The sequence below is a fragment of the Actinomadura nitritigenes genome (assembly GCF_017573545.1).
Classification (GTDB): Bacteria; Actinomycetota; Actinomycetes; order Streptosporangiales; family Streptosporangiaceae; genus Spirillospora; species Spirillospora nitritigenes.
Genome location: NZ_JAGEOK010000043.1, coordinates 15,458 through 38,359, shown reverse-complemented (window position 1 = coordinate 38,359; position 22,902 = coordinate 15,458). Strand labels below are relative to the sequence as shown.

The 22,902-nt window shown below is 73.8% G+C and carries 24 protein-coding genes; 15 read left to right on the top strand and 9 right to left on the bottom strand.

Annotation, left to right across the window (positions count from 1 at the left end; all coding sequences use genetic code 11):
* The first annotated feature begins 6 nt into the window (after positions 1–6).
* The 3 genes from J4557_RS42730 (at position 7) to J4557_RS42720 (ending at position 3,938) form a co-directional block, all read left to right on the top strand.
* Entirely contained in the window at positions 7–1,704 is a 1,698-nt protein-coding gene (locus J4557_RS42730) for a proline--tRNA ligase (RefSeq protein WP_208272548.1), read from the top strand.
* A gap of 68 nt (positions 1,705–1,772) precedes the next feature.
* Complete coding sequence (locus J4557_RS42725) at positions 1,773–2,198, top strand: VOC family protein (protein WP_208272574.1); 426 nt, start codon at positions 1,773–1,775, stop codon at positions 2,196–2,198.
* Positions 2,199–2,294: 96 nt separating this feature from the next.
* The gene (locus J4557_RS42720; RefSeq protein WP_208272547.1) at positions 2,295–3,938 is read left to right on the top strand and encodes an ABC-F family ATP-binding cassette domain-containing protein; all 1,644 of its coding nucleotides are present in this window, start codon (positions 2,295–2,297) and stop codon (positions 3,936–3,938) included.
* A 43-nt stretch (positions 3,939–3,981) separates the two neighbouring features.
* On the opposite strand, the gene J4557_RS42715 is transcribed toward J4557_RS42720, so the two are convergent.
* Entirely contained in the window at positions 3,982–4,950 is a 969-nt protein-coding gene (locus J4557_RS42715) for a CU044_5270 family protein (RefSeq protein ID WP_208272546.1), read from the bottom strand.
* On the bottom strand, positions 4,947–5,579 hold the full coding sequence (locus J4557_RS42710; RefSeq protein WP_208272545.1) for an RNA polymerase sigma factor: 633 nt from the start codon (positions 5,577–5,579) through the stop codon (positions 4,947–4,949). Before J4557_RS42710 ends, J4557_RS42715 begins: the two co-directional genes overlap by 4 nt.
* Before the next feature lie 138 nt (positions 5,580–5,717).
* Here J4557_RS42710 and J4557_RS42705 point away from each other — a divergent pair, with 138 nt between their 5' ends.
* The 6 genes from J4557_RS42705 to J4557_RS42680 are packed head-to-tail and all read left to right on the top strand — an operon-like array spanning position 5,718 to position 10,837.
* Positions 5,718–6,683 (top strand): NAD-dependent epimerase/dehydratase family protein, encoded by a 966-nt coding sequence (locus tag J4557_RS42705; RefSeq protein WP_307800526.1) that lies wholly within the window; start codon positions 5,718–5,720, stop codon positions 6,681–6,683.
* Positions 6,680–7,843: a glycosyltransferase family 4 protein gene (locus J4557_RS42700; RefSeq protein WP_208272544.1), complete on the top strand. Its 1,164-nt coding sequence runs from the start codon at positions 6,680–6,682 to the stop codon at positions 7,841–7,843. Before J4557_RS42705 ends, J4557_RS42700 begins: the two co-directional genes overlap by 4 nt.
* 12 nt (positions 7,844–7,855) lie before the next feature.
* Positions 7,856–8,584, top strand: a complete 729-nt coding sequence (locus J4557_RS42695; RefSeq protein ID WP_208272543.1) for a hypothetical protein — start codon at positions 7,856–7,858, stop codon at positions 8,582–8,584.
* Positions 8,581–8,937, top strand: coding sequence for a hypothetical protein (locus J4557_RS42690; protein ID WP_208272542.1), 357 nt, complete (start codon positions 8,581–8,583; stop codon positions 8,935–8,937). The genes J4557_RS42695 and J4557_RS42690 overlap by 4 nt, the downstream gene beginning before the upstream one ends.
* Positions 8,937–10,061 (top strand): glycosyltransferase family 4 protein, encoded by a 1,125-nt coding sequence (locus J4557_RS42685; RefSeq protein ID WP_208272541.1) that lies wholly within the window; start codon positions 8,937–8,939, stop codon positions 10,059–10,061. Before J4557_RS42690 ends, J4557_RS42685 begins: the two co-directional genes overlap by 1 nt.
* On the top strand, positions 10,058–10,837 hold the full coding sequence (locus J4557_RS42680) for a hypothetical protein (protein ID WP_208272540.1): 780 nt from the start codon (positions 10,058–10,060) through the stop codon (positions 10,835–10,837). The genes J4557_RS42685 and J4557_RS42680 overlap by 4 nt, the downstream gene beginning before the upstream one ends.
* On the opposite strand, the gene J4557_RS42675 is transcribed toward J4557_RS42680, so the two are convergent.
* The 4 genes from J4557_RS42675 to J4557_RS42660 all read right to left on the bottom strand — a co-directional run bounded on the left by J4557_RS42675 (position 10,818) and on the right by J4557_RS42660 (position 14,121).
* A complete protein-coding gene (locus tag J4557_RS42675; protein WP_208272539.1) occupies positions 10,818–12,116 on the bottom strand; it encodes a serine hydrolase domain-containing protein in 1,299 nt (432 codons plus the stop codon). The genes J4557_RS42680 and J4557_RS42675 overlap by 20 nt on opposite strands.
* 93 nt (positions 12,117–12,209) lie before the next feature.
* The gene (locus J4557_RS42670) at positions 12,210–12,752 is read right to left on the bottom strand and encodes a YceI family protein (RefSeq protein ID WP_208272538.1); all 543 of its coding nucleotides are present in this window, start codon (positions 12,750–12,752) and stop codon (positions 12,210–12,212) included.
* A gap of 43 nt (positions 12,753–12,795) precedes the next feature.
* Positions 12,796–13,668 carry a VanW family protein gene (locus tag J4557_RS42665; RefSeq protein WP_208272537.1) on the bottom strand — a complete coding sequence of 291 codons (873 nt, stop codon included), beginning with the start codon at positions 13,666–13,668 and terminating at the stop codon, positions 12,796–12,798.
* Between the two features lie 231 nt (positions 13,669–13,899).
* Positions 13,900–14,121, bottom strand: a complete 222-nt coding sequence (locus tag J4557_RS42660; protein ID WP_190860390.1) for a DUF6158 family protein — start codon at positions 14,119–14,121, stop codon at positions 13,900–13,902.
* A gap of 108 nt (positions 14,122–14,229) precedes the next feature.
* Between J4557_RS42660 and J4557_RS42655 the strand changes: the two genes are divergently transcribed.
* Together J4557_RS42655 and J4557_RS51985 are read left to right on the top strand one after the other, a co-directional pair.
* Positions 14,230–14,673, top strand: a complete 444-nt coding sequence (locus tag J4557_RS42655; protein ID WP_208272536.1) for a 2,4'-dihydroxyacetophenone dioxygenase family protein — start codon at positions 14,230–14,232, stop codon at positions 14,671–14,673.
* Positions 14,670–15,839 carry a cytochrome P450 gene (locus J4557_RS51985; RefSeq protein ID WP_208272535.1) on the top strand — a complete coding sequence of 390 codons (1,170 nt, stop codon included), beginning with the start codon at positions 14,670–14,672 and terminating at the stop codon, positions 15,837–15,839. The genes J4557_RS42655 and J4557_RS51985 overlap by 4 nt, the downstream gene beginning before the upstream one ends.
* A 99-nt stretch (positions 15,840–15,938) precedes the next feature.
* Here J4557_RS51985 and J4557_RS42645 read toward each other — a convergent pair whose 3' ends face one another.
* Positions 15,939–17,444 (bottom strand): bifunctional phosphatase PAP2/diacylglycerol kinase family protein, encoded by a 1,506-nt coding sequence (locus J4557_RS42645; RefSeq protein ID WP_307800525.1) that lies wholly within the window; start codon positions 17,442–17,444, stop codon positions 15,939–15,941.
* A 281-nt stretch (positions 17,445–17,725) separates the two neighbouring features.
* Between J4557_RS42645 and J4557_RS42640 the strand changes: the two genes are divergently transcribed.
* The 3 genes from J4557_RS42640 (at position 17,726) to J4557_RS42630 (ending at position 20,157) form a co-directional block, all read left to right on the top strand.
* Positions 17,726–18,625: an ABC transporter permease gene (locus J4557_RS42640; RefSeq protein WP_307800524.1), complete on the top strand. Its 900-nt coding sequence runs from the start codon at positions 17,726–17,728 to the stop codon at positions 18,623–18,625.
* Positions 18,618–19,415 (top strand): ABC transporter ATP-binding protein, encoded by a 798-nt coding sequence (locus J4557_RS42635; RefSeq protein WP_307800523.1) that lies wholly within the window; start codon positions 18,618–18,620, stop codon positions 19,413–19,415. Before J4557_RS42640 ends, J4557_RS42635 begins: the two co-directional genes overlap by 8 nt.
* A gap of 220 nt (positions 19,416–19,635) precedes the next feature.
* A complete protein-coding gene (locus tag J4557_RS42630; RefSeq protein ID WP_208272532.1) occupies positions 19,636–20,157 on the top strand; it encodes a YbhB/YbcL family Raf kinase inhibitor-like protein in 522 nt (173 codons plus the stop codon).
* A gap of 72 nt (positions 20,158–20,229) precedes the next feature.
* Here J4557_RS42630 and J4557_RS42625 read toward each other — a convergent pair whose 3' ends face one another.
* Positions 20,230–21,222, bottom strand: coding sequence for an ArsR/SmtB family transcription factor (locus J4557_RS42625; RefSeq protein WP_208272531.1), 993 nt, complete (start codon positions 21,220–21,222; stop codon positions 20,230–20,232).
* Between the two features lie 58 nt (positions 21,223–21,280).
* Here J4557_RS42625 and J4557_RS42620 point away from each other — a divergent pair, with 58 nt between their 5' ends.
* Entirely contained in the window at positions 21,281–22,504 is a 1,224-nt protein-coding gene (locus J4557_RS42620) for an MFS transporter (protein ID WP_208272530.1), read from the top strand.
* 36 nt (positions 22,505–22,540) lie between these two features.
* Here the strand turns inward: J4557_RS42620 and J4557_RS42615 are convergent, their stop codons facing one another.
* A complete protein-coding gene (locus tag J4557_RS42615) occupies positions 22,541–22,900 on the bottom strand; it encodes an SCO4225 family membrane protein (RefSeq protein WP_208272529.1) in 360 nt (119 codons plus the stop codon).
* Positions 22,901–22,902: the final 2 nt, after the last annotated feature.

Below are 22,902 nucleotides of genomic sequence, written 5' to 3'. Positions count from 1 at the left end.
CGCGAGATGCGCTGGTCCCAGATGTTCGCGCCGACGCTCCGCGACGACCCCGCCGAGGCGGACGCCCCGAGCCACCGGCTGCTGCTGCGCGCGGGCTACGTCCGGCAGCTCACGGCCGGGCACTACAGCCTGCTGCCGCTCGCCGTGCGCGTCCGCGCGAAGATCATTGAGATCGTCCGGCAGGAGATGGACGCGATCGGCGCGCAGGAGATGCTGCTGCCCGCGCTGCACCCGGCGGAGCCGTGGCGGCGGTCGGGCCGGTGGGAGCTGATGGGGCAGGAGATGTTCCGCCTCCAGGACCGGCGCGGCGCCGACCACGTGCTCGGCATGACCCACGAGGAGATCTTCGCGACGGTCGCGCGCGAGCTGAACTCCTACAAGCAGCTGCCGCAGCAGTGGTACCAGTTCCAGACCAAGTTCCGGGACGAGCCGCGCCCCAAGGGCGGCCTCATGCGGACGCGCGAGTTCACCATGAAGGACGCCTACAGCTTCGACGCGGACCGCGCCGGGCTGGACGTCTCGTTCGACGCCTACCACGGCGCCTACACGCGGATCTTCGCGCGGCTGGACCTGCCGGCGCTGGCGTGCGAGGCGTCCAGCGGGACCATGGGCGGGACCGGCTCGACCGAGTTCATGTGCCCCGCCGACGTCGGCGAGGACCTGGTCGCCCACTCCCCCGCCTGCGGGTACGCGGCGAACATCGAGCGCGCCACCTCGGCGCTGCCCGTCGCGTCCGACGACCCCGGGCCGCTCGCCCCGGAGCGTTTCGACACGCCCGGCGTCCGCACCATCGACGATCTGACCGCCTACGGCGCGCCCGGCGACCGGCAGATCAAGACGCTCGTCTACATCCTGGACGGCACGCTCACCCTCGTCCTCCTGCGCGGCGACCACGCGCTCAACGAGCAGAAGCTCGTGGACGCGACCGGCGCCGCGGAGATCCGCCCGGCGGAACCGGAGGAGATCCGGTCGGCGCTCGGCGCGCTCCCCGGCAGCCTCGGCGCCGTCGGCGTCGCGCTCCCGGTGATCGCGGACGAGGCGCTGCGCGGCCGGCGCGACATGTTCACCGGCGCGAACATCGACGACGTGCACCTGCGCGGCGTCGACGTCGCCCGGGACGTCGCCGTCGGGTCCTGGGCGGACCTGCGGGAGGTCACCGCCGGCGAGCCGTGCCCGCGCTGCGGGGAGCCGCTGGAGATCGTCCGGGCGATCGAGATCGGGCACATCTTCAAGCTCGGCGACCGGTACGCCCGCGCCCTCGGCGTCGAGGTCCTCGATCCGGACGGCAAGCGGGTGCCGGTCGTGATGGGCAGCTACGGCATCGGCGTCGAGCGGGCCATGGCGGCGATCGTGGAGACCCATCACGACGAGCGCGGGATCGTGTGGCCGGTCGCGGTGGCGCCGTTCCAGGTCGCCGTGGTGATCGCGCAGTCGGACGACGCGGACGTGGCGGCGGCGGCCGAGGGGATCTACACCGCCCTCCGGGACGCCGGCACCGACGTCGTGATCGACGACCGGGCCGAGCGGGCGGGCGTGAAGTTCCGCGACGTGGAGCTGACCGGCATCCCGTACCGGATCACGGTCGGCCGCCGCGGGCTCGCCGAGGGGACGGCGGAGGTGACCGTCCGCGCCACCGGTGACACGGAGAAGGTCCCGCTGGACACGGTCGCGGCTCACGTCCGGGCGCTCCTGGAGTCCGCCTGACGCGGGGCGCCGTTCACCCGCGTGACCGGACGCCCCCTCCCTATGCTCGGGGCATGACGATCAAGCGGATGGACCATGTGAGCATCGTCGTCGACGACCTGGAGGCCGCGAAGGCGTTCTTCGTCGAGCTCGGCATGGAGGTGGAGGGCGAGGCGCCGATCGAGGGGCCGTCGGTGGACCGGCTCAACGGGATCGACGGCGTCCGCATCCGGATCGCCATGATGCGGACCCCGGACGGGCACGGCAGGATCGAGCTGACGAAGTTCGACGCGCCGGCCGCGTTCAGCGCCGAGCCGGCGGTGGCGCCGCCGAACACCCTGGGACTCCGCAGCATCATGTTCGCCGTCGAGGACATCGACGACGTCATCGCCCGGCTGCGCGGCCACGGCGCCGAGCTCGTGCACGAGGTGGCGCAGTACGAGGACGTCTATCGCCTCTGCTACCTCCGTGGCCCCGAGGGCGTCATCGTCGCCCTGGCCGAGGAGCTTCGCTAGGGCACCGGCACCGGCCGGCGGTGCCGGAAAACGGTTTGACGGGGTCGCGGCCCCTTCCGGAGACTCGGCGGGGGTTCTCAAGGACGAGGGGTCACCGTGGGTCACGTGGAGGTCGGGCATGTCAGCCATACGCTGCCCGACGGACGGCTGCTGCTGGACGACGTGTCGTTCCGGGTCGGCGACGGGGTGACGGCGGCGCTCGTCGGGCCGAACGGGGCCGGGAAGACGACGCTGCTCCGGCTGGTCGCCGGGGACCTGGCGCCGCAGGACGGGACGGTCGCGCACAGCGGCGGGCTCGGCGTGATGCGGCAGTTCATCGGCAACGTGCGGGACGAGTCGTCCGTGCACGACCTGCTGCTGTCGGTGGCGCCGCCGCGGGTCCGCGAGGCGGCCGCGGCGGTGGAGGCCGCCGAGCTGGCGATGATGGAGCGCGACGACGAGCCGACCCAGCTGAGGTACGCGAACGCGCTGGCCGGCTGGGGCGACGCGGGCGGCTACGAGATCGAGGTGCTGTGGGACGCCTGCTGCGTGGCGGCCCTCGGCGTCCCCTATGACGCGTGCCGGTGGCGGGAGACGCGGACGCTGTCGGGCGGCGAGCAGAAGCGGCTCGCGCTGGAGGCGCTGCTGCGGGGCCCCGACGAGGTGCTGCTGCTGGACGAGCCGGACAACTACCTGGACGTGCCGGGCAAGCAGTGGCTCGAGGAGCGGCTCCGGGAGACGGCCAAGACCGTGCTGGTGGTCTCGCACGACCGCGAGCTGCTCGACCGCTGCGCCGACCGGATCGTGACCGTCGAGGCGGGCCGGGTGTGGATCCACGGCGGCCGGTTCTCGACGTACGCGGCGGCCCGCCGGGACCGGAACGAGCGGCTGGAGGAGCTGCGGCGGCGGTGGGACGAGGAGCACGCGAAGCTCAAGGAGCTCGTCAACACCCTGAAGACCAAGGCCACGGTCAACGACGGCTTCGCGTCGCGGTACCGGGCGGCGCAGACCCGGCTGCGCAAGTTCGAGGAGGCGGGTCCGCCGGAGACGCCGCCGCGCGACCAGAGCCTGAAGATGCGGCTGCGCGGCGGCCGTACCGGGAAGCGGGCGGTGATCTGCGAGGACCTGGAGCTGACCGGGCTGATGCGGCCGTTCGGCGCGGAGGTCTGGTTCGGCGAGCGGGTCGCGGTGCTCGGCTCGAACGGGTCGGGGAAGTCGCATTTCCTGCGCCTGCTCGCCGCGGTGGCGGAGGTGCTGCCGCGGGGCGCGGTGCCGGTGCGTCCGGTGGCGCACACCGGGGTCGCCCGCCTCGGGGCGCGGGTGGTGCCGGGGTTGTTCGCGCAGACGCACGCGCGTCCCGACCTGGCGGGCCGCACGCCGTGCGAGATCGTCATGACCGAGCACGCCCGGCTGCGCAACGACGCGATGAACGCTCTGGCGCGCTACGAGCTGCAGTTCTGCGCCGAGCAGCCGTTCGAGACGCTGTCGGGCGGGCAGCAGGCGCGGTTGCAGATCCTGCTGCTGGAGCTGGGCGGCGCGACGCTGCTGCTGCTGGACGAGCCGACCGACAACCTCGACCTGGCCAGCGCCGAGGCGCTCCAGGAGGGCCTGGAGTCGTACGAGGGGACCGTCCTCGCGGTGACGCACGACCGCTGGTTCGCCCGTTCCTTCGACCGTTTCCTGGTGTTCGGGGCGGACGGTTCGGTCTACGAGGCCCCGGAGCCGGTCTGGGACGAGGCGAGGGTCGCCCGACCGCGCTGACCGGGCGCGCTGACCGGGCGGCCCTCGCCTCGCCGTTGGAGGGTCAGGGACGCTGGCCGGGACGGTCCACGACGCCCGCGGCAAGGCGGACGGAGTAGCTCTCGACGGCGCCCTTCAGGAAGCGCCCGCCGTCCGGCAGGGTGTGGTCCTGGGCGACGGTGGTGCGGTGGCCCCGGTAGGCGTAGGTGGACGGGTCCAGGAGGATCTCGTCCTTCGCCCAGCCCTCGATGAGGAACGAGACCGACACCGCCTTGTGCCCGGCGCCGTCCTCGGCGGCGCGGTCCACGGTGACGCCGGGGATCTTCGCCATCGCGCGGTAGGCGGCGGCGGTCTGCGCGGGCGGCAGCGCGCCGTTGTTCAGCAGCAGCGACCCGAGCAGCTGGAACGCGCCCTGGTCACGGCCGCCCGGCGCGCCCCCGTTGCGGGCCCAGGCCAGCATCCGGTCCGGGTCCGCCGGCAGCTTGGCGGCGGTGGCGTGGTCGATCGGCGGCATCGCGCCGCCCGTGGCGGAGGTGACGAGCCTGCCGTTGTCGTATGTCGCCATGCGCTTCCCGTCGGCCCGGATCCATATCCGGTCGACCTGCGTCTTCAGCGGCGAGCCGGGCGCGACGGCCTGGCCGCGGCCGGGGACGCCGCTGCGCCGGTAGCGGGTCTCGGTGTAGACCCACTGGCCGGGACGCGGCGCGGTGTACGGCTGCTTCAGCGCGAACGTCGCGGCGACGTTCAGCACCTGCCCCGTCTCCGTCTGCGTCGCCGCCGCGGGCGCCGGGTGGTGCGGCCCGCCGTCGCTCGTGGCGACGACGGCGCCGGCGATGAGCGCCCCGGCGACGCCGCCCGCGGCGGCGAGGCGGAACACCGTCCGGCGGGACGGGCCGGTGCGGCGCGCCGCGGACGCCGTGATCCGCTCGTAGGCGGCGCGGCCGGCCGGGTCGCGGGCGGCGCCGTCGAACGCGCCGGGCGGGCAGGGGTCGGCCGGGGCCATGACGCGGCGGACTTCGCGGAGGTCGTTCATACCTGGGGGCTCCTTTGCAGCGGGGCGGCGGGTGCGGGTCGGCCCGTGTCGGTCTGGGGGCGGGCGTCGGTCTGGGGGCGGGCGTCGGCCTCGGGGCGGGCGTCGGTCTCGGTGCGGGCGTCGGTCTCGGTGCGGGCGTCGATGTCGGCGAGGGCGGCGGTCAGGCGGCGCCGGGCGCGGTGCAGGCGCACGGAGAACGTCTTGACCGAGCAGCCCGCGGCGGTCGCCGCGTCCCGCGCGTCGAGGCCGTCCCAGCCGACGAGCCGGAGGACCTCGCGGTCGCGGGCGGACAGGCGGCCGAGCGCGGCCGCTATGCGGCCGCCTTCGGCCAGACCGGACGCCATGTCGGCGGCGGGGGCGCGCGGGCCGTCACCGCGCAGCCGGTCCCACAGCCGGAGGCGCCGGCGGCGGCCCCGCATCTCGTTGGCGAGGACGTTGCGGGCGACGTTGAGCAGCCACGGGAACGGGCGGTCGGGCGGGATGTCGCCGCGCCGCCGCCAGGCGACCAGGAACGTCTCGGCGGCGATGTCCCTGGCCGTCTCGTGGTCGATCCGACGTGCCGCGTACCTGAGCACATCGTCGTAGTGCGCGTCCCACAACCGGGTGAATCCCCCGTCTGGATCCGGCACGCCGGCTCCCTTCTCTCGGGTCGGTGTCGCTCGGAGATGTCCGGCAGGGCCGTTTCGCCTACACCCTGTTCGATCTTCGCTGGTCAGCGACTCCTGTGGATCTGTCCAAGAACGCGGCGGGATGGATAGGGTGCCCGCGTGCGGGTGGTGGTGACGGGAGCGGCGGGATTCATCGGGGGCCATGTGGCCGGCGCCTTGTCGGGCGCGGGGCACGAGGTCCTCGCCGTCGACGCGCCCGGGCGGTCGCCGGCGCCGGAGCCGGCGCGGCGCGCGTGGGCCGAGGTGGGGGCGCTGCCGGGCGTCACGGCGCTGGAGCGGGACCTGGCGGTGGACGACCTCGACGCGGTCGCCGCCGCCGACGTCGTGGTCCATCTCGCGGGGCGGCCGGGCGTGCGCAGCTCGTGGGGCGGCGGGCGCGCGGCGGCGGAGCGCGACAACGTGCTGGCGACGGCGCGGCTGCTGGAGGCGTGCGCGCGCCGTCCGGCGCGGCTGCGCCCGCGGGTGGTGGTCGCGTCGAGCTCGTCGGTGTACGGGTCGGCGGGGCACCGGCCGAACCGGGAGGACGATCCGCTCGCCCCGGCGAGCCCCTACGCGGCCAGCAAGGTGGAGGTCGAGCGGCTCGCGGGCCTCGCCGCGGAGAACGGCCTGCGCACCGTGGTGCTCCGGTACTTCTCGGTCTACGGCCCCCGGCAGCGGCCCGACATGGCGTTCCACCGCTTCGTGGAGGCGGCGCTGGACGGGCGCCCGCTGCCGGTCTTCGGGGACGGGCGGACGTCGCGGTCGTTCACGCACGTGCGGGACGTGGTGGCGGCGACGCTGGCGGCGGCCGCCGAGGACCTGCCGCCGGGCGTCGCCCTCAACGTCGGCCATCCCGAGCCGGTGGCGGTGCGGGCGGCGATCGCGCTGCTGACCGGGGTGCTCGGCGTGCGGCCCGAGATCCGCCGGGAGGCGCCGGTGGCCGGTGACGCGGCGCTGACCTGGGCGGACTGCGGGCTGGCCGCGCGGCTGCTGGGCTGGTCGGCCACCACCTCGCTCGCGGACGGCCTGGCGGACCAGATCGCCTGGCACCGGTCGCTGCGGGTGCGGGAGGTGGCCGTCGGATGAGGCACCGGGCGGCGTATCTCGCGTTCGACCGCTTCCCGTCGGGCAAGGGGTCGGCGGTGCACATCGCGCAGATGGCCGACGAGCTCTTCGAGCGGTTCGGCGGCGGTCTGCTGGGCGTGCTCGGCGGCGGCGGGCTGCCCGGCTGCCAGCGGGAGGGCGCGCGGGAGATCGTCAGGTTCGAGGAGCAGGTCCCGAACCTGATCGACCGGGCGGAGGCGTACTCGGCGTGGGCGGCGGCCCTGCTGAGGGAGCACGCGGGGTCGCTGGAGGTCGTCCATGTCAGGGACCCGTGGAGCGCGCTGCCCGCGCTGACCGCCGACGGCCGGCGGTACCGGGTCCTGTTCGAGGTGAACGGGCTGCCGTCCATCGAGATGGGCCACACCTGGCCATGGGCGTCGCCCGCGACGCTCGCCAAGATCCGCGAGCTGGAGCGGTTCTGCCTGGACCGCTGCGACGCGGTCGTCGTGCCGTCGCGGGTGATCGGCGAGGCCGTCCGGAGGCTCGGGGCGGCGGAGGAGAAGGTCCATCTCGTCCCGAACGGCGCGGACCTCCCCGGCGAGACGGCGCGGCCCGCCGGCGCGCCCGGCCGGTACATCGTCTACGTCGGGGCGCTCCAGCCGTGGCAGGGCATCGACGTGCTGCTCCGGGCGTTCGCGCGGCTGGGCGACCTCGCGGACCTGCGGCTGGTGATCTGCTCGTCCGTCCCGGAGCGGCGCGCGAAGCCGGTGCGGCGGCTGGCGGAGCGGCTCGGCGTCGCCGACCGCCTGGACTGGCGGTTCGCGCTGCCGCACCCCGAGGTCGCCGCGTGGCTGGCGCACGCCGAGGTGTCGGTGGCGCCGCTGACCGGCTGCGCCCGCAACCTCGACCAGGGCTGCGCGCCGCTGAAGGTGATCGAGTCGATGGCGGCGGGCGTGCCGGTCGTCGCCTCGGACCTGCCGGCGGTCCGCGAGCTCATGGCGGACGGGGAGCACGGGCGGCTCGTCCCGGCGGACCGTCCGGCGGAGCTGGCGCGGGCCGTCCGGATCCTGCTGGAGTACCCCGGCGAGGCCGCCGCGATGGGCGCACGGGCCCGCGCGCGCGTCGCCGGCGGCCTGACCTGGACGCGGTCACGCGCCCGGCTGGCCGAGGTCTACCGTACGATCGCGCCGTCAGACCGATAGGTGGGTGTCGTCATGTTCTGGCGCAAGCAACGCGCGGCCATCGAGGGGTTCCACCCGCTGCACCGGACGCTGGTGGAGGAGAAGTGGTTCTCGGTGTCGCTGCCGCGCGACCAGTGGGAACCGGTGATCCGGAGCCTCGCCGGCCATGAGGCGGCGGTGAAGCGGCGCAGGTGGCGGATCACCCCCCGGACGTCCGGGGTGCTGGTGCCGATGCTGCGCGTCCTCGCGGCGGACATGCCCCCCGAGGGCATGCTGTCGGTGGCGCTGGACACGCGGGGCGCGGACGTCCCCGAGAAGCGCGGCCCCGAGCGGCCGGTGCAGGTGTCCAGGCCGATCATGTCGATGAAGGAGTGGTTCGTCCTCGACCCGTGGCTGCGGATGCGCGCCGAGCTGCGGGACGGCAGCGTCGTGGAGCTGGCCGTGACCGACCGCGTCCGGCACCGCAAGTACAGGAAGCGGAACCCGCGCGGCAAGATCAAGTACAAGCACAAGACGAAGACGGTGCAGATGGTCAGCGTGACGCGCCGGCTGGGGAAGGGCGCGGCCCCGCGGCCGCCCGGCACGCCGCCGCCGAGGTGGATCCAGGTGCGGGTGAAGGACGGCAACCGGTTCGTGATCCGCGCGAACGCCAAGCTGCTCGGGCCGCTGAAGGACGACGAGCTGCGCGAGCGGATCCTGCACGTGTCGACGGAGCCGTTCCGCTGGACGCCGACCGGCGCGGCCGGAAGGAGCACGCGGTGACGCCCTGCACCGTGACCACCGGGTTCTTCCTGCTCGGACGCTGCGGGCGGCCCGCCGTGGCGGCGTGCCCGGGATGCGGGCGCGCGGTCTGCGCCGAGCACGCCGTGCAGGGCGGGTACTGCCCGGCCTGCGCCGCGCAGGCGGGCGGCCCGCCGGACCCGTACGACCCGTCCTATGCCAGCGGGTACCGGCGCAGGTACTACGAGAGCAGCTCGCAGACGTACTACGACGACCAGTGGTACTCGTCGTTCGACTCCTATGACCGCGGCGCGTTCAACCCCGGCGACGGCTACTCGTACGGGGAAGGCGACTTCGGGCCGGACGACGGCGACGGCGGGTTCGTGGACAGCTGATGACGCATGTCCTCTGGGTGACAGAGCACTATCCGCCGAGTCAGGGCGGGATGGCCAACTCGTGCGACCGGATCGTCCGGGGGCTGCGCGGCGCCGGCGTCGAGGTGGACGTCGCGCACCTGACGCGGCGAGAGCGGCCCTGGGCGGTGACGCGCGAGCACGGCGGCCGGCTGCTGACCGCCCCGCTCGGCGACGACCCCGAGCACGCGCTGCGCCGGCTGTGGACGACGCTGACCGCCGAGCGGCTCACGGGCGCGTACACGCACGTCGTCGCGTTCGGCGGCACGTACTCGATGCTCGCCGCGCCCGTCCTCGCCCGGCTGGTGGACGCGCCGCTGATCACGCTGCTGCGCGGCAACGACATCGACGTCGGCGTGTTCTCGATGCGGCGGCGCGGCGTCCTGGCGGACGCGCTGCGCGCCTCCGCGCGGGTCTGCGTGGTGGCGCGCGACCACAGGCCGCTGGTGACGGCGCTGGCCCCGGACGCGGCCGTGACGTTCGTGGCGAACAGCGTCGACACCGCGCAGTGGCGCGTCCTGCCGTCGGAGCGGGAGCGCGGGCGCGCCTGGCGGGCGGAGAACGTCGAGCCGGGGCGCCGCACCATCGGGATCATCGGGCAGCTGAAGAACAAGAAGGGCGTCGGGTTCTTCCTGGACGCGCTGGTCGCGTCCGGCCATGCCGACCGGTTCCACCTGGTCCTCGTCGGCGAGGTCGAGGAGACCGTGACGGCCTGGCTGGCCGAGCGCAAGGACGAGGTGCCGCACTCGTTCCTGCCGTTCCTCGAACGCTACGACCTGCCCGCCGTCTACGCGGGCTGCGACCTCGCGGCGCTCCCGTCGTTCTACGACGGGATGCCGAACGTGGCGCTGGAGGCGGCGGCGCTCGGGGTCCCGCTGATCTGCTCGGACGCGGGCGGCCTCGCGGACGTGGCGGACGACGCGATCGGCTTCGCGTTCCCGGCCGGCGACGCGCACGCGTGCCGCGCCGCGATCGACCGCGCGGCCCGCGCGAGCGACGAGGAGCTGGCGGCGCTCGGCGCGGCGGGCGCCGAGCGGATCGCCCGCGACTTCACCCCCGCCGCCGAGACCGCCGGGTACCTCGCGGTCCTCGGCGAGGCGCGTTGATCGCCTGCTACGCGGCCGGCGGCGGGCTCGGGCACCTCACCCGGCTCCGCGCGTTCCTGCACACGCTGGCGGTGGACGACGAGGTCGTGGTCCTCTCGGACTCGCCGTTCGCCGCCGACCCGCGCGTCTCGTCCGGCTGGACGGTGCGGCCCGCGTCCACGGGCCTGGCCGCGCTCGCACCGGACGAGCTGGTCGTCGACGCCTTCCCGGCCGGCCTCAGGGGCGAGCTCACCCGGCCACCGTCCGGGATCCGGGTGACGCACCTGGCGCGGCTGCTGCGCTGGGACGCGTACCTGCCGCTCCTCCCCGGCGACCCGCCCCGCTTCGACCGGACGTTCCTCCTCGAACCCGTCGGCCCCGCCCACGAGGCCCACCTCCGCGCGGTGTCCGCCGAGGTGATGCCGCTCGCGTTGACCGATCCGCCGTCCGAGCCGCTCGACGTCCGCGGCTGGCTGGTCGTCCACAGCGGCCCGGACGCCGAGACGCTCGAACTCCTCGCCTACGCGCGGGACATGGCGGCCATGGAGGGCGAGGACCCTCCCCTGACGCTCGTCTCGCCGCACCGCCCGGACGGCCTGCCCTCGGGGGTCGTCCACCTGGACGCCTACCCCGCGGGGCCGCCCGGCCCCGGCGTCGAGCGGATCGTCACCGCCGCCGGGTTCAACGCCGTCCGGCAGTACGCGCCCTGGCGGGACCGGCACCGGATGCTGCCGTTCCCGCGCACCCTCGACGACCAGTTCGCGCGCGCCGCCCGCGTCAGAAGTACTTCGAGGTGAGGTCGCCCGTGGGCCAGGTCTTCACCGCGTTCGCGGCCTTGTGCAGCGCCGGGTCGATGTCGCTGTAGCTCGGCGCGCTGCCCTCCTGCCGCTGGTCGAACAGCGCGGCCCAGGCGAGCCCGTCGTTGCGGCGGACGAGCAGCGTGCTCGTCCCGGCGAGGCTGCCGTCGTGCCAGGTGTTCATGCCGGTGCCGCCGGTGACGGGCCGGACCATCCAGCCGCAGCCGTAGTACCAGCCGCTGCTGTTGATCCCCGTCTCCGGCTTCGCGAACGCCCGCTTGATCGACGCGGCGGTCAGCACGCTCGTGCCGCCGTCGTAGATGCCGGCGAACCGGGTCAGGTCCATCGCGGTGCCGAGCCAGCCGCCGTGCGCGTCCATGTTCTCCAGGTTGAACGCGCCGTACGGGTACGCGACCTTCGTGCCGGTGTTGTCGAACACGGTCGGGCCCGTGTAGCCGGAGTAGTAGTGGACCTCGCCGCTCGCCTTGCTGAGGGTGTGGCCGAGCTTCATCCGCTTGATGGCGCGCGGCGTCAGCACGGCCTTCTGCACGTAGGACGCGTAGCTCTGCCCGGTGACCCGCTCGATGATGCGGCCGAGCAGCATGAATCCGTAGTTGGAGTAGGCGTACTTCGTGCCCGGCGCATGGTCGAGCTTGTGCGCCGACGTGTACTTCATGATGTTCGCCTGCTTCACCGGCAGCGGGATGCCGAGCGCCTTGGCGATCACCGCGTCCCGGAACATCGGGTCGGGCGAGATGTCGCGGTCCCAGCCGCCGAGGTGCTGCAGCAGCCGCAGGACGGTGACGTCCTTCAGCCGCGGGTCGGCGGCGGTCGACAGTCCGAGCAGCGTCGCGGCGCGGTCGGTGAGCTTCAGCTTCCCGTCCTGGACGAGCCGCAGCACCGCCGTCGCGGTCACCGGCTTGCTCAGGCTCGCGAGGCGGAACGGCGACGTCGGCTGCGTGGTGAAGGCGGTGCTGGAGCTCCACGTGTATCCGCGCGACAGCACCAGCTTGCCCTTGCGGACGACCGCGAGCTGCCCCGAGGGGATGTTGCGGGCCTGCATGAAGCTCTTCATCGTGGCGTCGAAGCTCCCGAGCCCGGCGAGCGCCGTCCCGGTCACGCGCCACGACCGCGTCGCCGCGGCCTGTGCGGCGGCGGCGGCCTGCGCGGAGCGCGCCGATTCGCCGGACGAGCAGCCCGCCAGCAGCGCAGGGGCCGCCGCGCCGAGACCGGCCAGCCCGGCCGCCTTGCCGAAGTCCCGCCTGGTTACCGCCGCCATACCTGCCCCCATGGAGCTCCGCTGCCTGAAATCTGCGGCTTAGGACACTAATGCGGGCCGATCTCCCCCGAGACCGGTCGGCGGCGGTGTTGATCAGTTGTTGACCGGGAGGCGGAGGTCGAACTCGACCTCGACCTCGTCGGCGAGGCGGAGCGCGCCGAAGAACGCCGAGAACGGCTTGATCCCCCAGCGGGTCTGCTGCACCGTCGCCCCGCCGCGCAGCCGGTCCCCGTCGAGCTCGGCGCGGACCCGGACGGGCTTCGTCCGGCCCATGATGGTCAGGTCGCCCTCGACCTCCCCGGCCTCGGTGCGGACCGCCGTCGCGGTGAAGGTGATCTCCGGGTGGCGGCGAGCCTCCAGAACCTTGCGAAGGTTGTCCGCGATGTCCCGGCGGTCCTTCTCCGACAGCGGCTTCACGCCGCCCGTGCCCTCCCGGACCTCCAGGCCGTCCACCACGACGACGACCCTCCCGGACGACTCCTCCAGCGGCTCGCGGACCACCGCCTCCGCCGTCCATCCGGTCGCCTCGATGGTCAGGTCGTGGCCGGCGCGCCGGCCGAGGCCGCTGCGGCTCGTCCGGAGCAGCAGCCGCCCGTCACCGGGGCCCAGCTCGTAGGTTCCCTCTCGAACGGTCATGCCCTCACACTGCCACGCGGACCCGCGCGGCCCCCGCCGGGGGCTACAGGCAGGTCACCTCGGGCTGCGGACGGTACTCGGTGTGGAACTTCTCCCGGCGGACCTCGCGGCCGGCGGAGAGCAGCGTCCGCCACACGTCGATGGCGAAGCCCTTCCGGCCGGCCATCGGGACGCACCGGTGCCCGCGCCCCACCCCCGTCACGTACGGCGAGAACCCGTACCGCTTCGACGTCCGCGACCGGACCTCGTACCGGCGGTGGCCCCACAGGCTCACCGTCAGCGAGTCGCCCGTGTAGCCGACCTGGATGCGCACCGGCGCGTCCGTGTCGTTCCTCCAGGTGAAGTCGAGGTTCGGATAGGCCACCGCCGCCTCGCGCCCCTCCGGGTACTCCGGCATCCACATGGTGTGCGCGCGCGCCTTCCGGATGTCCAGGCCCGCACGGAACACCGCGTTGAACAGCGTCGTGGACACCTGGCAGATGCCGCCGCCCACATCCTTCACCAGCCGCGACCCCATGATCGCGGGCGCCGGGACGTACCCGCGGCCCCGCGTCCGCGGCCCGACGACCCGGTTGAAGGAGAACGTCGCGCCCGGCCGCACCACCTTCCCGTCCAGCAACCGCGCGGCCAGCTCGATGTTGCGGACGCGCGGCTGCCCCGGCTGGAACCGCGTCGTGTAGGACGCCATCGGCGTCCCGGACGGTGAGGCCGCGTCGGGCCGCGCGGAGTCGCGGGGCACCGCCCCCTCGGCGACCGACGCGCCCGACTTGCGCGGAGCCCACAGGTACACGCCGAGCAGCAGCCCCGTGGCGGCCAGGGCGCCGATCGCGAACGGCCACCAGCGCCGCACGCACTCCCCGAGGCCCGGCTCGTTCCCCGACGCCCGTCCGTACCGCCCCCGCCGGGTCCGTCCCAACGATCACACCCCCCGAGGATCCCGGGCGTTCTCGCCCGTCAGGATCCTGGCACCGCACCCTCCTCCCCTCTCCCGGCCGACACCCCCGCCTTTGCCGGAACAACACGAACACGAGCCCCGAAGTCGACGCTGCGCGCTGCGCGGGAGCCGGGCGCGGTGCGCCGGGCATGCCGAACGCCCGGCCGGTGGCGCGGAACCGGCCGGGCGACGGCGTCTGTGGGGAGCGCCCCGTCAGCGGGCGCGGGCGCCCTCGCGCAGGCGTTGCGGGTCGATCTCGCGGCCCGGGCGCCTTCGCAGGTACTCGGCCTCCAGCTGGGCCATCCGCTGGGTGTGCTCGCCGTAGGCCTGGTCGGCGGCGTGCCGGAGCGCGTCCATCCGGGTCTCGTACAGATGCCCCAGCTCACGGAGCAGGTCGTCGTCGGTGAGATCGGCGGGGCTGACTCCCATCGCCATGTGCGGTACCTCCTCCAGCGGTTCGCGGGCGACCGTCCTCCTACCCGGTCGGACGACCATGAACCGCGGGTCTTGCGCGCCCGGGATGACCTACCTAGCGTTTGCTTTATGACTGAGACGAGCGGTCCCCTGGTCGGCCACGTCCACTCCGACGACATCCCCTGGGTCACGATCGGCCCGGTCGGCCTCCAGGTCCTGAGGGTCTCCCCCGACACCTGGGTGGTGCGCAACCGCTTCGAGGCGGGGTTCCAGTTGCCCACCCACAAGCACACCGGCGGCGTCCACGCGTACACGTTCTCCGGACGGTGGCGCTACAAGGAGTACGGCATCGACTACCACGCCGGGACGTTCATCTACGAGCCGCCCGGCTCCGTCCACACGCTCACCATCGAGGAGGACAGCGACATCCTCTTCATCCTCGAAGGCGCCTTCATCGAGTACGACGCCGACGGCGACATCACCGGCGTCACCGACGGCGAGTCGACGCTCAACGCCTACTACGCCATGTGCGACGACGCCGGGATAGCGAGACCGCAGGGCATCCTCTCGTGATCCCGGACGGCTTTCCGGACGGGTTCTACGCGCACGGGCATCCGTACGGGCTGTACGAGGCCGTACGGGCGGAGGGCGGGCTCGTCCGGCATCCGTCGCTGCCGCTGTGGGTGGCGGGGTCGCACGCGGCGGTGCACGCGGTGGCGAGCGACCCGGCGGCGTACCGGTCGGGCGACGGGATCCTGATCGACGAGATCGGCGTCCCGTTCGACACGCCGCCGACGATCATGCATACGGACCCGCCCGAGCACGGCCGGTATCGGGGGCTGGTCGCGCCCGCGTTCCGGCCCTCGGCGATGCGCCGGCTGGAGGGCGCCGTCCGGGAGCGGATCCGTGCGCTGCTGGAGCCGGTCGAGGCGGGCCGCCCCTTCGACGTCGTCGCGGAACTGGCCGTCCCGCTGCCGCTGCAGGTGATCTGCCTGCTGCTCGGCATCCCGGAGGACGACTGGCCGCGGTTCTTCCGCTGGTCGGAGTCGATCATCCCGGGGGCGGCGCCGGAGCTGCCGGACGAGGAGCGGGCCGCGCTGCGGACAGAGGCCGGCCTCTACCTGGTCGAGGTCTCGAACGAGCGGCGGGCCGCGCCGCGCGACGACGTGATCTCGCAGCTCGCGCAGGCCGAGGTGGACGGTGACCGGCTCACCGACATCGAGATGGTGATGTTCCTGATCCAGCTGCTCGTCGCCGGGAACGAGACGACCCGGCACGCGATCTCGGGCGGGCTGCTGGCGTTCGCGGAGAACCCCGGCCAGTGGGAGGCGATGAAGCGGCCGGAGGCGATGCCGGCGGCGATCGAGGAGATCCTGCGCTGGACGTCCCCGGTCGTCTACTTCCTCCGGACCGCGACACGCCCGGCCGTCCTGGCGGGGACGAAGCTGGAGGCCGGCGACCACATCATGCTTCTGTACGGGTCGGCGAACCGCGATCCGGAGGCATTCGGGCCCGATGCCGACCGTTTCGATGTCAGCAGGCGGCCCACTGTGCCGGGACTGGCGTTCGGATACGGCCCGCACTTCTGCCTCGGCGCTGCGCTCGCCCGGATGGAGATGCGGCTCGTCCTCGAAGAGCTCCGGTCGCGGTACGGGACCGTCACGGCCACCGGCGAACCGGTCTACAACGGCTCACCGGTGGTCGTCGGGCTCCGCGCCCTCCCCCTCGCGTTCGCCTGAGGACCGGCTCCCGCGGCCGGGCCCGCCCCTCGCGGCCGGCCGCCGGGAGCCCGGCCGCGGTTACGGCCGCCTGAACCTTCACCGAACTCCCGGCACCGGTCAGGCTTCCGGACGGAAGACCGCGAGCGCCTTCGCGTGCTTGCCGAACCGGATCGCCGGGGGCATCGGCGTCACCTCGCCGTCCCGCGCGAACCGAAGTTCGTCACCGTCCGTGAGCACCTCCAGCCCGCCGGCGCGCCACGCCCGGAAGCCGGGCACGACGTGCAGGTGCCCGGCGAGGACCGCGGCGACCGCCCGGACGCGGGGCATCCGCCGCCCGGCGGAGACCATCCGGATGTCGAGGCGCCCGTCGTCGAGGCGCTCCCGCCACGTGGGCGCGGCGCCGTGCGAGCCGAACACGCCGTTGCCGACGAACGCCAGCCAGACGTGCCGCCGGTGCCCGTCGACGACGGCCTCGACCGGCTCGGAGTGCCGCAGCGTCCGGACGGCGGCGATCGCCAGCGCGGGCCACTTGCCGAGCCGCTTCTCCAGCCGCTCGCGCCGGTCGACCAGCTCGGTGTAGGCGCCGAAGCTCGCCGTGTTCAGGAACAGCCGCTCGCCGCCTTCCGCGGATCCGGTCCCGGCGGGCGCGGCGTAGGCGACGTCCACGCGGCTGAGCCGCCCGGCCCGGTACGCGGCGATCGCCTGCGCGGGCGACTCGACGCCGAGCGCGCGGGCGAAGTGGTCGAACGTCCCGCCGGGCACGACCAGCAGCGGGACGTCGTGGTCCAGCGCGGCGCGCGCGGCCGCGTTGACGGTGCCGTCGCCGCCGACGACCGCGAGCACGTCCGCCCGCACGGCGGCCTCCGCGCACATCTTCTCGAAATCCTGGTCGGGCTCCAGCATGACGATCTCCGCCGCCGGGAGCTCGCGCTCCAGCAGGCCGGACGCCATCTCGGCGCTGCTCGGCAGGATGCCGCGGGTGGCCTCGCCGCCGCCGGAGCCGGGGTTGACGACCACGACGACGCCGCGCCCGTCATCGGTGACGTGGGCGTCCTCGCCCTCGGCCCGGGTCAGGCGGGCCACCGGAGGCCGCGCCGGCCACACCAGCCGCGTGCCGAGCCCGGCCAGCGCGCCGATGCCGACGCCCGCGAGCACGTCGCCGGGGTAGTGCGCACCCGTGTAGACGCGGGCGAACGCGACGGCGGCGGCGGTCGCCGCGACCGGCGCCGCGACCGCGGCCGGGGCCTCCAGCGCCACCCCGGCCGCGAACGCGGCGGCGGACGCCGAGTGCCCGGACGGGAAGGCGTGCGAGGTCGGCAGCTTCCACCGGATCCGGATCGGCGGCACCAGGTCCACGACCGGGCGCGCCCGGCGGAACGCCTGCTTGCCCAAGATGTTGACCATCGGGCTCGCCACCGCGATCGCGATCGATCCGCGCAGCGCGCCGCGCCGCAGCCGCGGCCGCCGGGTGAGCCCGAGCGCCGCCGCCGTGGTGAACCACAGCACGCCGTGGTCGGCGGTCCTCGACAGCCGGGGCAGGACGTACTCCAGGCCGGGCAGGCGGGCCGCGGCGACCCGGTCGAACGCCCACCGGTCGGCGCGCCCCAGCCGGCTCAGCAGCACCCGGTAGGGGGCGCGCGAACGGGAGCGGGCACGGGTTCGAGCAGAAGGGGGGGACCCGGGTGAGTTCAGCACGGGCAGTGATCGAGAATGGTTGGACCGCATCCCCGGGGTATCCCCAGGGGCGACGACAAGATTCCGTAATGATCTCAGTTCGGGGGTCACATGCGGGTGAACGTCACCGACACATCATCGACTGCAATAGGCTTCCCGGCATGAGTCACCCGCAACGGCTCGGTTCATCGGGTGGCGAGTCGGTCGGCACGATCGCGGAGTCTCCTCACGTGAACGAGACGCTGGCCGCCTACGCCGCACGGTACGGATTGAGGCAGAGCGCGGCGCGCCCCCCGCTGCGCAAGTACATCCAGAGCGTCTGGGCCAGGCGCAACTTCATCTGGGCGTTCGCCTCGGCCAAGAACATCTCGATGTACACGGACTCGAGGCTCGGTCAGGTCTGGCAGCTGCTGACCCCGATCCTGAACGTCTCCGTCTACTACCTGATCTTCGGCGTCCTCCTCAACACCAAGCGCGGCGTACCGGACTTCATTCCCTTCCTTGTGACGGGCGTGTTCATGTTCGGGTTTACCCAGCGCTCGATCACGTCGGGCTCCAAGTCCGTCGGGGACAACCTGTCGCTGATCAGAGCGCTGCACTTCCCGCGCGCGACGCTGCCGCTCGCCATCGCGACCGTGGAGCTCCAGCAGCTGCTGCTGTCGCTGATCGTGCTGCTCGGCATCGTGTTCGCGTTCGGCGAGCCGATCGACATCCAGATGCTGATGTTCGTCCCGGTCCTGCTGCTGCAGCTGCTGTTCAACGTCGGGATCAGCATGGTGATGGCGCGCTTCGGCGCGTTCAACCGGGACGTCACCCAGCTGCTGCCGTTCATCATGCGGACCTGGCTCTACCTGTCCGGCGTGATCTTCAGCCTGCCGGACCTGCTGCACCGCAGCCACGCGCTCAAGACCCACCCGTGGATCGGCGAGATCCTCAAGGCCAACCCCGCCTACGTGTACGTGGAGCTCAGCCGGCACCAGCTGCTCGGCGAGTACCGCCACTTCGTGCACACCAAGATGACCGAGTCCACCGCCCAGCTGTGGCTCTACGCGGGGATCTGGTCGGCCGTCGCGCTGATCGGCGGGTTCCTGTTCTTCTTCAGTGCCGAGGAGCGTTACGGCCGTGGCTGACACCAAGGTGCGCGGCGGGGCGGCCATCGACGTCGACCCCACGCGCGAGCCGATCGTCGTCGTCGACGACCTGCACATCATCTACCGCGTGTACGGCGCGGGCGGGAAGGGCAACGCCGCCAGCGCGTTCTCCCGGGTGCTGCGCCGCAAGAGCCGTCCTTCGATGAAGGAGGTCCACGCGATCAAGGGGCTGTCGTTCGTCGCGTACCGCGGTGAGGCGGTCGGGATCATCGGGACCAACGGCTCCGGCAAGTCGACGCTGCTGAAGGCCATCGCGGGGCTGCTGCCGCCGCACAGCGGCGCGGTGTACACCGACGGCCAGCCGTCCCTGCTCGGCGTGAACGCGGCGCTGATGAAGGACCTGACGGGCGAGCGCAACATCGTCCTCGGCTGCCTGGCGATGGGCATGACCCCGACGGAGACGAAGGCCCAGTACCAGAAGATCGTCGACTTCGCGGGGCTCAAGGAGGGGTTCATCCAGTACCCCATGCGGACGTACTCGTCCGGCATGGGGGCGCGGCTCCGGTTCGCGATCGCCGCGGCGAAGACCCACGACGTGCTGCTGATCGACGAGGCGCTCGCCACCGGCGACGCCAAGTTCAAGCGCAAGAGCAAGAAGCGGATCGAGGAGCTGCGCAAGGAGGCCGGCGCGGTCTTCCTCGTCGCGCACCAGCTGGACACGGTCAAGGAGATGTGCGACCGGGTCATCTGGATCGACGAGGGCCGGATGCGGATGGACGGCGATCCGGAAGAGGTCATCGCGGCCTACAGCGAGGCCGCCGGTAAGTGATCCAGGTCACAGCGGAGGCCGCTGTGACCCGCACGTCCAGAGTTCCCGAGAGTTGTCCGGCCGTCTCTGGATGTTTCCTGTCGCTCACCCGCGTCGTGATGCGGCTGCATCTGGAGGACACCCCTCTGCCGCAGTCACCGGCTTCACGATGGGCGCGGTCGAGACCTGACCCGCCTGATAGAGATGGAGTGACAACTGATCCTTTGACGAGGAGGTCGCCATGGCCGGCCGGCCACCGCTTCCGCACGAGCACCTTCCCGAGGTCCCGTCGTTCACCGTGACCAGCGATGACGTCGCCCACGGCGAGCGGCTCGACGACAAGCACGTGTTCGACGACTGGGGGTTCAGCGGCGGCAACCAGTCCCCGCACCTGCGCTGGTCCGGGTTCCCGCCGGAGACCAAGAGCTTCGCCGTGACCTGCTACGACCCCGACGCCCCGACCGGCAGCGGGTTCTGGCACTGGACGCTGTTCGACATCCCGGCGGACGTCACCGAACTGCCCACGGGCGCGGGCACCGCCGACTCCACGATCGGGATTCACGCCCGCAACGACTACGGGAACAAGGAGTTCGGCGGCGCGGCGCCGCCGCCCGGGGACCCGCACCGGTACGTGTTCACGGTGCACGCGCTGGACGTGGAGTCGCTCGGGATCGGCTCGGACGTCTCCCCGGCCGTGGCGGGCTTCAACATCACCGCCCACACCCTCGCCCGCGCGACGATCATCCCCGAGTTCGGCGTCTGACGCCGTCCGGCGTCCCTGCCGAGGCCCGCTGCCGGCGTCCTGGTGGGGCCGTCCCGGTCGTCCGGGGCGGCCTCACGGGGCGCCGACCAGCATGTCCCCCATGGCCGTCCGCCGGTACAGGACGGCGCGGCCGCTGCGCTCGCGGGTGACGAGGCCGGAGGCGCGGAGCACCGCGAGGTGGTCGCCGGTCCCGCCGAGGCTCACCCGGAGCCGGGCGCTGAGCCAGGTCGTGGTGGCGGGCTCGGCGAGCGCGCGCAGCAGGTCGGCGCGGGTGCGGCCGAGCAGCCGGGCGAGCGCGTCGCCGTCCCGCGGCACCCGTCCCTCCCGCGGCTCCCGTCCCTCCCACAGGGCCGCCACTCCCCTGGCCCGGTACATCAGCGTGTACGGCCAGTTCCGCTCCAGCGTGACGCCGAGTTCGGAGAACACGGTCGGGACGAACATCAGCCCGGCGCCGTCCAGCCGGTAGGCGCCCTCGTCGGGGATGTCCACCTCGATCATGCCGGCGCGCCACCGGACCTTCCGGGACAGGCCGTCGAGGGCCTCCGCCCAGCCGTAGGCGGCGAGCCGTCCCGCTCGGTGCACGATGTCCTGTTCGAGGATCGCGCGCAGCACCGGCCAGTCCGGTTCGACGAGCGCGCCCCACGCGGCCTCCAGCGCGTCGCTGAGGCGCCGCACGACGTCGGGGCCGCACAGGACCGCCTGGACGTCGTCCGGAGGCGCAGGAAGGCCGTCGAGGTTGCGGGCGATCTCCTCGCGGGCCTGGGCGAGGGGCGTGGCGCGGGCGACGGCGAGCTGCTCGGCGACCGTGAGGTTCGGGCGGCCCGGCGGCGGCTGGACGAAGTCGGCCATGTACCCGTGGCGGCGCCGCAGGAACGCCAGCGCCCGGACCGCCGGGTCGGCGGCGATCGACGCGTAGCGGGGGCGCGCCCGCTCCATCCAGGGGCCCACCGGACCGGCCGGCGCGCGCCCTGCGGCCAGGCCGAGCGCGGTGATCGTCTCGTGCAGCGGCGCGATGCCGAACCGGCTCGCCGCGAGGTCGCCGGGCCCCACCTCGATCCGGTACATGTTTCGCTCCTCCCCGAAACATTATCCAGGCCGGTCCCCCCGCCCGAGTCTGGTCGGCATGACGGCACCCACCGCTCCCCCCGGGCCCGCCGGGCCGGCCGGGCCGGCCGCGTCCGCGCGCTACCGCGACGTCTTCGGCGTCCCCGAGTTCCGCACGCTGTTCGGCCTGCAGACGCTGCAGGTGACCGGCGACTCCGTCCGGATGATCGCGCTGTCGGTGCAGGCGTTCGAGCGGACCGGGTCCGCCCTCGCCGCGGCGCTGGTGTTCTGCGCGGGCATGCTCCCGTACGCGGTGGGCGGCGCGGTCCTGCTCTCGCTCGCCGACCGGGTCCCGATGCGGCGGCTGCTCACCGGGTTCCACCTGCTGCGCCTCGCCGTCACGGCCGTCCTCGCGTGCGGCGCCGTCCCGCTGCCGGGGACGATCGCGCTGATCACCCTGCTCGGGCTGTTCGCGCCGGTCGGGAGCGCGACCGTGCAGGGCCGGCTGCCCGCGCTGCTGCCCGGCGACGGGTTCGTGCTCGGCCGGTCCCTGTTCACGATGACGTCCGCCGGGGCGCAGATCACCGGGCAGGCCGCCGGCGGGCTGCTGCTGGCGGCGCTGTCCCCGGCGGGGACGCTCTGGCTGGCCGCCGCGAGCGCCGCCGTGGCCGTGGCGCTCGCCCGGTTCGGGCTGCCGGACGTGCCGGCGCCGAACCGCGGGGGCTCCGGGGTCGCGCGCGAGACGTGGCGGGTGAACCGGCGGCTGCTCGGCGCGCGCACGACGCGGGGCCTGCTGCTGGCCTTCTGGCTGCCGCTGTCGCTGTCCGTCGGGTCGGAGGGGATGGCGATCCCGTACGCGAGCGGGCTCGGCGATCCGGGGGCGGCCGGGCTGATGCTGTCGTCGGCCGCCGCCGGGATGTTCGCGGGGAACCTGCTGGTCGGCCGCTGGGTCCGGCCGGACCTGCGCGACCGGCTCACGTTCCCGCTCGCGCTGCTGACGGGCGCGCCGCTGACGCTGTTCGCCCTCCACCCTCCGCTGCCGCTCGCCTGCGCGCTGATGCTCGCGGGGACGGTCGGCCTCGGCTACGACCTGCCGCTCCAGCGCCGGCTCGTGGACGCGACGCCGGAGACGGTGCGGGGCCAGGCGATCGGGCTGGCGAACACGGGGGTGATGACGGGCCAGGCCGCCGCGATCGGCGGCGCGGGCGCGCTCGGCGACCTGCTCGCCCCGGCGCACGTCATCGCCCTCTGCGGCGCCGCCGCGGTGCTCGCCGCGCTCGCCCTCCACCGCCACCTGCGCTGACGGCGCCCCGTCCGGCGGCGCCCGGCCGGGCGCCGCCTACGCCGACGGCGCCTTTCCGGCAGTACGTCGGCGAGGGCGCCCGGGCCACAGCAGCCAGGTCTGGAGCGCCCCGGCCCCCGTCGTCACGACGTAGAACATGACGGCGCCGAGGGCCTGCGGCATCTCCCCGAGCTGGTCGAGGAGGTAGAAGCCCGCCATCGACAGCGGTGAGGTGATCATGATGAGCGGGACGCCGATGAACCCGGGGTCGTCCGCGAACAGGTCGGCGCCGATGACGACCCCGGTCGCCGCGATGACGGCGGCGGCGTAGGCGACGGCGACGGCGAGCCGCACCCGCTCGACCGTGCTGCGAGGGGGCCGGGGGGATCGGGGGGCGCGGGCGGAGAAGGAGAACATGC

Coding starts and splice junctions, on each gene's coding strand:
- J4557_RS42725 (WP_208272574.1), top strand. CDS start 1,773: ATGGACCATGTGAGCATCGTCGTCGACGACCTGGAGGCCGCGAAGGCG.
- J4557_RS42730 (WP_208272548.1), top strand. CDS start 7: ATGCGCTGGTCCCAGATGTTCGCGCCGACGCTCCGCGACGACCCCGCC.
- J4557_RS42670 (WP_208272538.1), bottom strand. CDS start 12,752: ATGACCGTTCGAGAGGGAACCTACGAGCTGGGCCCCGGTGACGGGCGG.
- J4557_RS42695 (WP_208272543.1), top strand. CDS start 7,856: ATGTTCTGGCGCAAGCAACGCGCGGCCATCGAGGGGTTCCACCCGCTG.
- J4557_RS42625 (WP_208272531.1), bottom strand. CDS start 21,222: ATGTACCGGATCGAGGTGGGGCCCGGCGACCTCGCGGCGAGCCGGTTC.
- J4557_RS42700 (WP_208272544.1), top strand. CDS start 6,680: ATGAGGCACCGGGCGGCGTATCTCGCGTTCGACCGCTTCCCGTCGGGC.
- J4557_RS42685 (WP_208272541.1), top strand. CDS start 8,937: ATGACGCATGTCCTCTGGGTGACAGAGCACTATCCGCCGAGTCAGGGC.
- J4557_RS42620 (WP_208272530.1), top strand. CDS start 21,281: ATGACGGCACCCACCGCTCCCCCCGGGCCCGCCGGGCCGGCCGGGCCG.
- J4557_RS42715 (WP_208272546.1), bottom strand. CDS start 4,950: ATGAACGACCTCCGCGAAGTCCGCCGCGTCATGGCCCCGGCCGACCCC.
- J4557_RS42655 (WP_208272536.1), top strand. CDS start 14,230: ATGACTGAGACGAGCGGTCCCCTGGTCGGCCACGTCCACTCCGACGAC.
- J4557_RS42675 (WP_208272539.1), bottom strand. CDS start 12,116: ATGGCGGCGGTAACCAGGCGGGACTTCGGCAAGGCGGCCGGGCTGGCC.
- J4557_RS42615 (WP_208272529.1), bottom strand. CDS start 22,900: ATGTTCTCCTTCTCCGCCCGCGCCCCCCGATCCCCCCGGCCCCCTCGC.
- J4557_RS42630 (WP_208272532.1), top strand. CDS start 19,636: ATGGCCGGCCGGCCACCGCTTCCGCACGAGCACCTTCCCGAGGTCCCG.
- J4557_RS42660 (WP_190860390.1), bottom strand. CDS start 14,121: ATGGCGATGGGAGTCAGCCCCGCCGATCTCACCGACGACGACCTGCTC.